The sequence below is a fragment of the Flavobacterium sp. OHVDL-2026-0007 genome (genome assembly GCF_059882335.1).
In genome coordinates, this window is record NZ_CM187612.1 from 329,902 (window position 1) to 342,575 (window position 12,674).

A 12,674-nucleotide genomic window follows, 5' to 3' on the forward strand; every position below is an offset into this window, starting at 1 on the left:
ACTCTTTTTTTTACATTGAAATAAAATAGATGACAAGGAATATGGAGTCACCATCGTAAATGTTTTTCGGTACATGGTTCAGACGTCCATCAAAAAATAAAGAATCGCCTTCCTCCATATCAAATTTATGAGTTTCTAGTTCATAGCGAACAGCTCCTTTGATCAGATAAATGTATTCAAATCCCTCAGTGGTCACCATTTTTCTTTTTGCTCCTTTATTTAAGGTCAATAGAGAAACCTGCATGGAGGACTTTTGTAAAGAATACGATAATACTTCTTCATAATTAAATCCCTCAGCAGCTTCTTCTTTGTCTATTGGCTTGTACGCTGCGCGTTTTCTAAAGATATAGCCAGGAAATTTATCGTTCTTGTAAAAATCATTAAAAAAGCTATTTAAATCAATCTCTAAAGAACTGAAAAGTTGTAATAACGAGGGAAGTGTTGGGAAGACTCTGCCATTTTCAATTTTTGAAATCATAGCAATGCTGATTCCTGATTTCTCAGAAAGGTCATTCAAATTCAGGTTTTGCTCTTTTCTGATGTCTTTTATTTTCGATCCAATCCAAATAGCAATAAATTCTGAGTCACTCATAGAGTCTTGGTTTAAAGATGATGCAAATATATTCTTATTTGGTGAAATTCATTAACATTATCAGTAAATCAAATAGGAATTAATAGAGGAATAATCTTAAATAAAATGGGTTTATTGTTTTAGTTTACCTATTTCCTTGTTTCTTATTTTAGGAGCAATTTCATCTCCAAAAGTAAGATCTGGGAGTAAATTAGCACCTAGTTCGTTAGGAGCTGTTCCCACCCATTCACTTTGTTTTCCTTCTATTTTTACGGTGAAGGTGATGGGATTAATTGTTAAAAAGGAATATAAGGAATCTCGGTAGGGACAAGTAGAAGAAATCCATGGATGTTCGTCGTGTATTTTTTGTGAATACATTTGGTGTTTATACTTTTCACCTACCCAATAATAAGATGCTGAATTAATATGAACGTAGGTTATTCCCTTGGTTTTTAGTAACGCATCTATATGGGTGTGTCCGTTGATGGCCACTAGGATTTTATTGGAAAACTTGGACAGAATGTCTTGAACTTCTTCGGCATTGTCTACCGCTAAAGGACCTAACAAAGGTTGGTGCGAAACAATTACAATAGGTGTATTAATAGTTTCTAATTGGTTTTTAAGCCAGCTTATTTGTGCTTCTCCTATATAGGCAGGATAACCTCCTTTGCGCGTTGGAGATCCTTTTTCGTTGCCGTTTAAAAAGATGAAGCTAATACCCTCTATTTCTTTGGTGTAATAAGGTGCCGGCATCCCCCAATAATCGACACATTGCTGATGCGTATATCCTGAATCGGTATCGTGATTTCCAATAACGTGTAAAGCGGTAGGATGCGCGTTGTTGAAATGATCAATGATTTCTTTGTTCTTTTTACCTGGATAGGCAAAATCACCTAGTTGAAAAATGGCATCAACATGATGCTTTTTAGCCTCTTTGGTAAAGGCCTGCAAGCGTTGAAGGCCATCATGCATCACATCATGATGAAGATCGGTAATTAATCCAATTCTTATTGCTGCTGCTGGCGCTGTATTTTTAAAGTTACTAAAAGCAATTTCAGGTAATGAAAAAGCCAAACAGGAAACGGCAGTTGTCTTGATAAAGTTTCTGCGGCTGTTGTTGTTTTGTTTTAATTCTTCTTTATTCTTTGTCATCTCTGCAGCTTTTTATGAATTAATTTGGGTTATAAATACTAATGGCGAATATAAACAAAATTTTCTTTTAAGGAAAAATTTTTATTTTAAAGAAAAAACAATACTTTAGTAACCTTAACTTTAACTAGTTGTTGTTGCTTTGTGGAAGTTAATCGATTAGTGTTGATGGTTTTTTAAACTAGAAGAAATAGCGCCATGAGGCTTATAGAAAAATTTAATAATACGGTCCAAGAACACCCTGAGCAAATAAGGGTGGATGATCCAGTTGTTTTTAATCAATTATATACAGACTATTGGCAAAAGCTATATGTCTATGCCTTTAAAGTTTTGCAAGATCAACGGATTTGTGAAGATATGGTGCAGGAGATTTTTTTAGCCTTATGGAAAAACCGACAACATATAGTAATTGATAATGCCTCGGCTTATTTCTACCAGGCGGTAAGATTTCAATTGTATAAAAATTTTAGGGATAAAAAATTAAAGCCACTCGATATCGATAAATTTAACGACTATCACGCTGCTAATGATCTCTGTCAATCTTTGGATAGAGAAGATTTGGAACGCGAGGTGGTCAGTAAAATCGAAACACTTCCTGTAAAGTGCAAGGAAATATTTTATTTAAGTAGGTTTGAAGAACTCACCCATGATGAAATCGCCCAAAAACTCAATATATCAACCCGTACGGTAAAAAATCAAGTAAGCCGAGCGCTTAGTTATTTAAGATTGAATTTTCGCGATGCCTTTTTTCTTTTGACTTACCTACTATGGCGCCAGCTATAATGCTGCTTAGCGCTGCAAATTTCAAAATAATTTAAATTTTTTATTAGATGTTATGGTACCTCCTCTTTTAAAAGGGTACTACCTATATAAACATCTAATAGATTTCATAAAAAAATCTCTTCTGTTTTTAAAGCATATAAAAAAGAATCATGACACATTTAGAAATACAAAAGCTTATCGATAACTATTTAGAGGGAAATTGCTCTGAGGAAGAAAAAAAGCTCCTAGATGGTTTTTTGGATTCCTATCAAGAGGAATCCATAATTGGTCATGTAACTGAGGAATCCAAAACCGCAATGGATCTGCGTATGAGGAAAGCTTTGGACGAACAAATGAAGGATGAAAATGAGGGCAATAGGCTGTCATTTAAAAAGGGTGTAAAGCAGTGGTATAAGTATGCTGCTGTTTTGGCAGTAGGAATGATTAGCTTGTTGGGTATAGTGTATTTTCCGAATCAAAATAGGTCACAAACATCCTCTGAAACCAGTCAAAAGGAGGTTGTTTTGCAGTTAAGTGATGGTACAAAAAAGGTTATTACGGGAGCGGGAAGTGAGGACCTAAAAGGGGAAAAAGGAATAGCGATAACTATTGCTAAAAACAATACAGTAGTGTATCAAAATAGTGGATTGGATTCAAATAAAAGCTTGATGTATAATACTTTGGTTGTTCCCTATGGTAAGCGATTTAATATTGAACTTTCTGACGGCACCAAGGTGTATTTAAATGCAGGAACGACGTTTAGATATCCAGTTCAGTTTATAGGGGGAAAATCACGTCAAGTTTTTCTTGATGGAGAGGCCTTTTTTAAAGTAACCCACAACAAAAAAGATGCTTTTTTGGTGCAGTCGGGAGATTTACAAACCAAAGTGTACGGGACCCAATTTAATATATCGTCTTATAAAAATGATCCGGTTCAAGATGTTGTTTTGGTGGAAGGCTCTGTTGGGGTAAAAGTGATAAAAGCAGCCCATAAGGAATCAGAAGTTTTGTTAAAGCCCAATATGCTGGCTTCTCATGTGCAACAAAACGGAACTCTAGTAACGCAGGCGGTAAAAGTGGATAAATATATTGCTTGGACAACTGGAGTATTGTTCTTTAAGGAAGAGCGTTTTGGCGATATTCTTAGGCGTTTACAAAGGCATTATGATGTGGAAATAAACAATAAAAATACCACACTTGAAGAAGTTCGTTTTACGGGCACTTTTGATGTGGAGAGCATCACTCAAGTGCTGGATGTTTTTCGCACCTATGGCAGTATGCATTACTGTGTAAAAGGAAATAAAATTACAATTACTAATTAACTAACCAACCAAAAAAAAACAAGAAAACATGACATGAAAAAAGAAAAAAGAATTGGAAAATGCGACAACATTCCCCAATTCTGAAAATTGATTTAAAACGATTGCGAACCATTAAAAATCAAGCAAAAATATGAAAAAAATTACAATTGATATATTGCAGAGATGTAGTATTACTCAACTAAATTTAAAAAGGAGACTAACACTATTTTGTTTGTTGATTTCTTTTTTTAAAATTCAAGCCAATAGTTACTCACAGAATGTAAAAGTAAGTTTGAATCTTCAAAACACAACGGTGCAAAAGGTGTTTGAAGAAATAGAAGGAAAAACAGACTTTAAGTTTTTTTACAAGAAAGAAGCTGTCGATTTAAATAGAACAGTCTCTATAGCGGTCAGCAAAAAGGATTTGTCTTATGTTTTACAATTGTTGTTTAAAGGCACCAATACCTCTTATGAGGTGCTCAACAAGCAAATTATGATTAAACAGGGATCAAAAGTAAATGCTGTCAAGGAAGACAATACAAAATCAAAAAGTGAGAATCTTCAAAAGACGGTTTCAGGAAAGGTTGTGGACGCAAAGGGCTTACCCTTACCAGGAGCAAGTGTGATGATCAAAGGAACTACAAAAGGAATCCAAACCGATTTTGAAGGAAGTTTTGCCATTAATGTTGACAAGGGAGAAACTTTGGTGTTCTCTTATGTAGGCTATATATCACAGAGTTATGTAGTGGGAGAGTCAAATGTTGTAAAAATTATTTTAAAGGAAAACTCTAGTGAATTAACCGAGGTGGTGGTAACGGCCTATGGTAAGGTAAAAAAGTCTACTTTGACAGATGCTGTATCTTCCATTAATGTGGATAAACTTCAAGATAGACCCATTAGAACGCTAACTGAAGGATTAATAGGATTGGCTCCAGGGCTTAATATTAGAATGCCTAGTGGTGCCCCTGAGAGTAATCCTACTATAAATATTCGTGGGTTTACAGCCATTAACAGTAGTGGATCACCCTTAATTCTAGTAGATGGTATAGAAAGACCTATTGAAGATGTGAATCCAAACGATGTAGTGAATGTTTCTATATTAAAAGATGGAGCTGCAACGGCTATTTATGGATCTAGAGCGCCTTATGGAATTATTTTGATTACCACCAAAAATGGAAAAAAAGGAAAGCTGTCTGTTGATTATAGAAACAATGTTAAGATTGGTAGGTTAGTAATGGCCCCAACACAGCCAGATTCTCCAACATGGGCACGCTACATCAATGAAGCGCAATTGAATGGAAGACCAGATGGTACGGGTACTGTAGGAGTGGATGATTTAACCATACAACGTATGGGGGCTTGGTTAAAGCAAGATTGGAACAATACTGCTTTTGACGAATTAAGAACTCAATTTGGTGATAAGGCTCAGCAGTATATCGAAAATGGTCAATTTCCCACTACTAATGCTGGATTTAAGTTTTGGACAAGAGAACAATCCTTTGCCACCAATAAGCTGTACGATTCTTATTTGAAAAAGTCCTCCATTAGTTCTCAGCATGACGTAAGCTTCTCTGGTGGAGGTGATAGGGTTAATTATTACTCCAGTTTTGGTTTCACCGGTACAGATGGTATGCTTCAAGGAGATACCAATTTCAATAACCGTTATAATTACCATGTTAAATTAAATTTTGAAGCTGCAGATTGGTTGGATCTTCGAACTGATGTTAGTTATGTACGCCAAGAAAACCAAGGACCTAATTATAAGGGAGCCTCTGCAGGGGATGCAGGTAGTGGTAGTGCCATTGCCGACTACGGTGGAATTTTTAGTTCGATGACTCAATATTTTGCTACTCCTTTAAAAGTGCCTTCAGGAAGTACCTATTCGTGGATTTTAGGTGCTGCCGGAATCTTGGGAGAAGGAGGACTGATCAATAATACACGTAATGATCTAACATTATCGGCCGGAGCTACTATAAAATTAGCAAAAGGGTTAGAATTAAGCGGTGATTATACCTTTAGAAATAGAAATTCAGAATTTGCTAAAGTAGATAAGATCGTTTTTGTTGAACAACCAGACGGATCCTTGGTACAAAATAGCCGTTCAGCCAATGTGAGCCGAACAACAAAATCATATAGTATAGAAAATTATGACTTTATTAAGTTCAATGCGCAATACCAAAGAACTTTTGCAGATAATCATAATTTATTTGTGCAAGTGGGTATGCAGGCAGAAGAGAATGGTTATAAATCTTTGACGGGAAGTCGCGACGGCTTGTTTGCTCCAGATGTAAGCACCTCATTGAGCACGGCCTCCGCTAACCCACAGGTGAGAGATAATTTGTATTCTTGGTCTACTTTAGGATACTACGCGGTATTGACCTATGATTACAAGCAAAAATACTTAATTAAATTCGCGGGTCGTAGGGATGCCAGTTCCCGTTTTTCACCTGATGCGCGCTGGGGAGCTTTTCCTTCGGTTTCAGGAGCTTGGAATGTTGCCAAAGAAGACTTTTGGCCACTTAAAAACGTAATTTCTATTTTTAAGCCTAGAGCGTCTTGGTCTACTTCTGGAGATTTGGCCTCTGCTGGTGGAGGTAATTATTATACCTATTTACCAACCTTATCTTTAGGGACAAGTGGTGGAACTTTGTTAGGGGGGAATTTTGCTAATGTGGCAACACCACCAGGATTAATCAGTTCCACGCTAACTTGGGCTAAACCGGAAACGATAGATTTTGGATTGGATATCACGGGATTTAATAACCGTCTAACAGTGGGATATGATTGGTACCAACGTACCGTTAAAGATCAGGTAGGACCACCTAATCCACTTCCTCTTACTTTAGGTACAGGAGCGCCAAGACTTAATAACTCTGTTTCAGAGACCAGAGGTTGGGAGTTGTCATTGTCTTGGAACGATCAATTTAATTTAGGAAAAAGCCCTCTTCGTTATAACGTAGGATTTCAGATGAGTGATTACATCGGTTATGTTACAGAATACTCCGAAAATAAAACAGGTGTGCGATCTGGTGTTTGGACTCCAGGGGAATTATTTGGACAAAATTATGTGTATAAATCAGCTGGTGTTGCCCAATCACTTTCGGACTTAAAGAAGGGAACTTTGACAGGTACTTACAATTACCCTGGTTATATACAATACAAAGATTTAAATGGAGACGGGTATATTAATTCAGGTAATGGAGGATTTTGGTATTCTCAAGGAGATAGCCAGCCAAATGGATTTAGTTATCCGAGAAAAAGTTATTCCATTACACCGTCGGTTAGCTGGAAAAACTTTTCCTTCTCTGCTGTTTTGGATGGTGTTTTACAGTGGAAAGTCTACAACAGTACAGAATATGTTTGGGGTACTAGAGCAGGTGCCGATTTGGCCTATTTCTATACACCCGCTTTTAAGGAGAGTACTGATTTAGGGTATTGGAGACCAGATAATACCAACGCTTTTTTCCCTTCTTTTAATACAGGGAAAGACCTTGCTACGGACCAATATAGTTTAGACTTATCTCATTTGAGAATCAGAAATATAACCATTGGTTATGATTTCCCAGAACAAATGTTGAAAAAGGCAAACCTAAACAAGTTAAGATTCTACGTGAGTGGTGAAAATCTAGGCTTTGTGTATAGTAAATCGTTCATTAAATATGATCCAGAATTATTGAGTTCAGGGGTTAATGGTTATCCTCCTTTGAGATACTATTCTTTTGGAATTAATGTCGGTTTATAGCGTAAAGAAATTGTTGATATAAAAATATAAAACATGAAAAATAGTAATAATGAAATGAAGTGGTTAGGAAGGCCAAAAGTATGGTTAGTCCTTATGCTAGGTGTATTGCTTACGGCTTGTTCTGAAGATTTTTTAGATAAAAGCCCTCAAGATTCAGTAGCTGCAGAAAGTTTTTTTCATACAGCTGCTGATTTGCAGACTTATGTAAACGGTATGTATTCTAGATTGGCTCCCCAGTACAATACACAGGGGGGAACTGGTTTTTTAGGAGGAGGAAATAGTAATATCGGATTGGATTTAAATTCGGATATGATGATTTTTCAGACCACCATCACCAGTAGTTTGAATAGATGGTCTACGGCTTCTGTGGCCCCTGATACAGATAGTAATTGGAGCAGTCGTTACACCAATATTCGCCAAGACAATTATTTCTTGCATTATGCTGATTTAAATGCAGAGAAAACCGATGCCGCTAAGCATTATATTGGGGAAGCCTATTTTTTTAGAGCTTTTGACTATTTTAATTTACTGACTCGTTATGGAGATGTTCCCCTTGTGACAAAATTGCTTACCGATAGTGATACTGATCAATTGTTCAAACCTAGGGATTCCAGATATGATGTAGCCAAACAAATTATTAGTGATTTGGATAAGGCGATAAGTATGCTGTATTGGAAAGGCAGTGGAGAGGCAGCCATTGAAGGAAGAATAAACAAAGAATCCGCCATTACATTAAAAGCCAGAGTAGCCCTATTCGAAGGAACATGGGAGTACTATCATGGGAAGAAAAGTACGGCTTTTGCTGTTTCAGGACGTAATGGAGTGGAGTTTCTAGAAATGGTTGAACCTGCTGTACAAGAGTTAATCAATCATCAAGGAACTGCAATATATACCGCAGGGGGGAATAAAACCAAAGCCTACAACCAACTTTTTGCGCAGGATAATGTCTCTAAAATAGATGGCGTGTTTCTGTACAAGGTGTACGACGCTTCTAAACTTACATTAAGCCATAACTTTTTCTTTAAAATTTTAGATTCAGGTCCTTCTATTACCAACCATTTGGTGGATATGTATTTAAATAATGATGGTTCCCAACAGCTATTGACTGGGGCTTATGCAAAAACATTAAATACTTTATCGACTTCTTTGGATCCTAGGTTTAGACAAACCGTATGGACTCCTGATAGAGGACCTCAAAATAAATTAGAAGGACGTGGAGGAGATGGAGATCCATTTAGATATCCAATTATTGCTTCTCAAGCCCCTTATACTTCTATTGGTTTTACATCAACAGGCTATAGAAATTTCAAAGGAGCAGTTCTAGCGCAACAAGCAACCAAAGGAGAAACGGATGATATACTAATGCGATATGAAGAACCATTGCTTTGCTATGCTGAAGCAAAGGCGATGTTAGGAAAGTTAACGCAGGCAGATTTAGATAAAACCGTGAATTTAATTCGCAGTCGTGTAGGGATGGTTCCTATGAATTTGAGTGCAGGTAGTACTTTTACGTATGATGAAACCTACGGATTTGACCTTGCAGAAAGCCCATTAGTAAATGAAATACGTAGAGAGCGATCTGTTGAATTTGCATTGGAAGGTTTTAGATTGGATGATTTAAAGCGTTGGGCAGTATATGATAAAGTAATAAATGGATATCAACCTAAAGGGGCAATGCTTCAGGAATTTGTGGATTATTTTAAGCGAACTCCAGCGCAAGTAGCACTTGATGCAGGAACCAATGAAGCCTTGTGGAGTCAGATTAGAAAAGATGGCTACTTGAAAAATGAGTTTAGTTTGGTTTTGGGAACCAATATTCAATCCCATGCCAATGGACGTATGAATCCTTGGTTTAAAAATATTGATTTTCAGCCAGGAGGAAGAGGTTTGTTTATCGAACCAAAGAGGGATTATTTGAGTCCTATTCCACTCCAAGAAATAAAATTATATGGAGCCAACAATGCCCAACTAGCACAAAACCCAGGTTGGAATTAAGATGAATTTAAAAACACTAATTATGAGATTAAATATAAAATATCCGGCCATTTACATCACCATATTGTCTCTGTTCTTTTTTTCTTGTGATCCACGAGTGGACTTAGATGATTCTGTATGGGGGAATACTGCCGAAATTACAGCCGTTTCTTTATTTGAATATATAGAAGTGACCAATCAATTAGGCTTAAACGAACCCGTAACAGGTATTCAACAGCGAAGTGTATCGGCTACCGTTGTCATTAATAAGGATAATGCAGGTATTAGCGGTACTATAGGAGAGAATCCGACGGTTACCATTACGGTGGCTTCAACTGTGGATCTAACCAAAATCGGGATTCGGTTTTCGCATTTTGCTAAAAACATTACACCTGTTGAGGGAGCAGTAGCTGCGGGAGTCATAGGGGATTTTTCTAAAGGTCCTTATAAGTATAAATTATTGTCGGCAGATGGTTCCGTACGGTATTGGACGATAAAATTTGTAAAACTTTAAAACTTTAAAATTTGGTTTTGGGTTTGTTTTTAAAGGCTGAAAGTTCCTCAGGGAGCTTTCAGCTTTTTCCCTGTTATATTCCTTAGGTAAAAGAAGTGTAATAGGAATGTATTAAAAAAAAAATGGTGTGTCAATTTATAATCTATTAATGAAATGAAAAAATGTTTTCTGGCTTTAATGTTAAGTCTTTTGTTTTGCAATGTTTATGCTCAATACTCAGGTATAGTGTATCATGATGCAAATGGAAATGGAGTGCAAGATAAAAATGAAAAAGGGCTAATAAATGCGGTGGTATCTAATGGATTCCAGGTGGTGAAAACCAACCAGAGTGGGCGTTTCACACTTCCCTTTTGGGAGAAAGCAAGGTTTATTACCTTGTATACCAGCCAAAATCAAATAAGTGATCACTATTTTGTTCCCATCAAAAAACAAAAGCAAACCTATACATTTGCCGTAAAGCTGGTTCCTAAAAAAGAAAAAGTATCGTTAGTTCAAATTTCAGATACCGAAACCTTTGAGCATGGGGACTGGTTGGAAAACATAAAAGCCTATAGCGCCATAGAATCGCCTGATTTTATAGTACACACAGGGGATATCTGTTATAAATCGGGTATGAAATGGCATGCACAAGAAGTAAATGCTAAAAAATTAGGAGTACCGATCTATTATTGTTTAGGGAATCACGATTTGATTGAAGGGAGCTATGGAGAACAATACTTCGAGGAAAAATTTGGCCCTGCTTGGTATGCTTTTCAAAAAGGAAATGCCTTATTTGTCATTACGCCCATGATGGGAGGGGACTATAAACCAAGTTTTACCCAAGAAGAAATAGGAGGGTGGTTACAAAATCTACTCAACGCTTATCCAAAGAATATGCCTAAATATTTTTTCAACCATGATATTCTATCCAATGGAGAACAATTTGAATTTAAAATTAATGACACTAAATCAATAAGTCTTAATGATTATAATTTGAAAGCTTGGGTTTTTGGGCACTTGCATTGCAATTATACCAAAACTCTGGAAAAGAGCAATATCAAATCATATGGGACTTCAACTACTGCAAAAGGAGGAATTGACCATTCACCTTCTTCCTTTAGGGTAATAGATGTGGATAAAGAAGGAAACAGCAAATCTCATTTGACTTGGACCAATGTGGACGATGCGGTGCAAATTGTATCACCTAATGAACATACGGTTAGAAAAACGGAATCAGGTCTTATACCTATTTCAGTAAATGCCTATAGTTCCAATGCTAAAGTCGATAGTATTAAATACACGATGTATGATGTAGCAAAACGTGCCTGGGATGTAGCGGTAACGGATGAAGTAATGGAACATTTACAACCACAATCCGATTGGAATTGGACAGCCAAATTTAAACCGGCAGCCAATGTTCTAGAGTATCGAATGGTGCTTAATGTCTATTTTAAAAATGGCAGGATTGTCAAAAAACAGCACTATTTTTCTATTAAAGCTTCCGCTGAAAAAAGTATAGATTTGACAGCCGATTGGAGTAATCTTGCTGGAAACCCGGAGCATGATGCCGTTTCAAAGTTCAAGCATACTCCAGAATACGAATTAAAATGGGTGAGTAACATTGGAAGTAATATTTTTATGAGTTCTCCCGTAATTCGTAATAATTATGTTTACACGGCTAGTTTTGATGATGGAAATGGGACCAATAATCATATCGCATGTTATAATACCCATGATGGTAAAGAAGTCTGGAAGTTCCGAACTAAAAATGGAATTAAGAACCAAATAGTACTTTCAAATCAGCACATTATTGGTACCGATTCACAAGGAATTACCTATGCATTAGATTTAGAAACGGGTAAACTAAAGTGGGAGAAAGACCTCAATTACAAAAGAGCACCAGGTTTTGTTTCGGGATTAGTAACCGATGGAGCAGTAGTGTATACGGGTTTCGGAAAATCTTTAGAAGCCATAGATGCTCAAACTGGGGTAACTATTTGGAGAAATATGGATTGGGATGGAGGCATGGGATCTACCCCTACGATGACAATAGCTGGTGATGTACTGATCGCTTCAGCGAATTGGGGCGCTTTGTATGCACATGATATAAAGACTGGAAAATTAGTATGGAAAAGAAGCGATAATGGTCTTCGATTTAGAAATGGGAATGTACTATACAAAGACAATAGTTTATGGGTGTCGGAAAATTTGGAAGGTAAAGCAGGTGCTTTACATCAATTGGATGTCAAGACAGGTAAAACTGTTAAGACTATGACAGTTCCATTACAAACAAGAGCAACGACTACACCTATTATTACAAAGGATAAGGTATATATCGCTGGATCAGAATCCGGAATAGCATCATTTAAAAGAGATAATGGCGAAAGAATATGGAACTTTGATGTATTGCCAGCTATTTTTTATACACCGCAATATTATGAGAATGAAGAACAAAGTATTGAAACCACACCGATATTAATTAATGATGCACTACTCTTTGGAGCTATGGATGGTTGGATCTATAATTTGGATGCTAACTCAGGAAAGGTGCTATGGAAAAATTATGTAGGTGCTCCTATACTAACTAGTGCGGCGGTAACAGCAGCGGGTTTCTATATCTGTGATTTTGCAGGTAACCTTTATCATTTTGTAAATAAATAAAAAAAAATAGCCTCCCTAGTA

At 36.7% G+C, this 12,674-nt stretch carries 8 protein-coding genes; 6 read left to right on the forward strand and 2 right to left on the reverse strand.

Going from position 1 to position 12,674, the window contains the following annotated elements; all coding sequences use genetic code 11:
* Nucleotides 1–10: 10 nt before the first annotated feature.
* Both AC51AA_RS01400 and AC51AA_RS01405 read right to left on the reverse strand, forming a co-directional pair.
* Nucleotides 11–592: a helix-turn-helix domain-containing protein gene (locus tag AC51AA_RS01400; protein ID WP_500703958.1), complete on the reverse strand. Its 582-nt coding sequence runs from the start codon at nt 590–592 to the stop codon at nt 11–13.
* Nucleotides 593–703: 111 nt separating this feature from the next.
* Entirely contained in the window at nt 704–1,723 is a 1,020-nt protein-coding gene (locus tag AC51AA_RS01405; RefSeq protein WP_500703959.1) for a metallophosphoesterase family protein, read from the reverse strand.
* Nucleotides 1,724–1,918: 195 nt separating this feature from the next.
* On the opposite strand from AC51AA_RS01405, the gene AC51AA_RS01410 reads away from it, so the two are divergent.
* The 6 genes from AC51AA_RS01410 to AC51AA_RS01435 all read left to right on the forward strand — a co-directional run bounded on the left by AC51AA_RS01410 (nt 1,919) and on the right by AC51AA_RS01435 (nt 12,653).
* On the forward strand, nt 1,919–2,503 hold the full coding sequence (locus tag AC51AA_RS01410; protein WP_500703960.1) for an RNA polymerase sigma factor: 585 nt from the start codon (nt 1,919–1,921) through the stop codon (nt 2,501–2,503).
* Nucleotides 2,504–2,652: 149 nt separating this feature from the next.
* Nucleotides 2,653–3,804, forward strand: a complete 1,152-nt coding sequence (locus AC51AA_RS01415) for a FecR family protein (RefSeq protein WP_500703961.1) — start codon at nt 2,653–2,655, stop codon at nt 3,802–3,804.
* 130 nt (nt 3,805–3,934) lie between these two features.
* Nucleotides 3,935–7,525 (forward strand): SusC/RagA family TonB-linked outer membrane protein, encoded by a 3,591-nt coding sequence (locus AC51AA_RS01420; protein ID WP_500703962.1) that lies wholly within the window; start codon nt 3,935–3,937, stop codon nt 7,523–7,525.
* Between the two features lie 33 nt (nt 7,526–7,558).
* Nucleotides 7,559–9,520 carry a RagB/SusD family nutrient uptake outer membrane protein gene (locus AC51AA_RS01425; protein WP_500703963.1) on the forward strand — a complete coding sequence of 654 codons (1,962 nt, stop codon included), beginning with the start codon at nt 7,559–7,561 and terminating at the stop codon, nt 9,518–9,520.
* Nucleotides 9,521–9,542: 22 nt separating this feature from the next.
* On the forward strand, nt 9,543–10,013 hold the full coding sequence (locus AC51AA_RS01430) for a DUF5018-related domain-containing protein (protein ID WP_500703964.1): 471 nt from the start codon (nt 9,543–9,545) through the stop codon (nt 10,011–10,013).
* Between the two features lie 153 nt (nt 10,014–10,166).
* Nucleotides 10,167–12,653, forward strand: a complete 2,487-nt coding sequence (locus AC51AA_RS01435) for an outer membrane protein assembly factor BamB family protein (protein WP_500703965.1) — start codon at nt 10,167–10,169, stop codon at nt 12,651–12,653.
* Nucleotides 12,654–12,674: the final 21 nt, after the last annotated feature.

Excerpts from the sequence above, each read along its gene's own strand:
- AC51AA_RS01400 (WP_500703958.1), bottom strand. The coding sequence starts at position 592 with ATGAGTGACTCAGAATTTATTGCTATTTGGATTGGATCGAAAATAAAA.
- AC51AA_RS01405 (WP_500703959.1), bottom strand. The coding sequence starts at position 1,723 with ATGACAAAGAATAAAGAAGAATTAAAACAAAACAACAACAGCCGCAGA.
- AC51AA_RS01410 (WP_500703960.1), top strand. The coding sequence starts at position 1,919 with ATGAGGCTTATAGAAAAATTTAATAATACGGTCCAAGAACACCCTGAG.
- AC51AA_RS01415 (WP_500703961.1), top strand. The coding sequence starts at position 2,653 with ATGACACATTTAGAAATACAAAAGCTTATCGATAACTATTTAGAGGGA.
- AC51AA_RS01420 (WP_500703962.1), top strand. The coding sequence starts at position 3,935 with ATGAAAAAAATTACAATTGATATATTGCAGAGATGTAGTATTACTCAA.
- AC51AA_RS01425 (WP_500703963.1), top strand. The coding sequence starts at position 7,559 with ATGAAAAATAGTAATAATGAAATGAAGTGGTTAGGAAGGCCAAAAGTA.
- AC51AA_RS01430 (WP_500703964.1), top strand. The coding sequence starts at position 9,543 with ATGAGATTAAATATAAAATATCCGGCCATTTACATCACCATATTGTCT.
- AC51AA_RS01435 (WP_500703965.1), top strand. The coding sequence starts at position 10,167 with ATGAAAAAATGTTTTCTGGCTTTAATGTTAAGTCTTTTGTTTTGCAAT.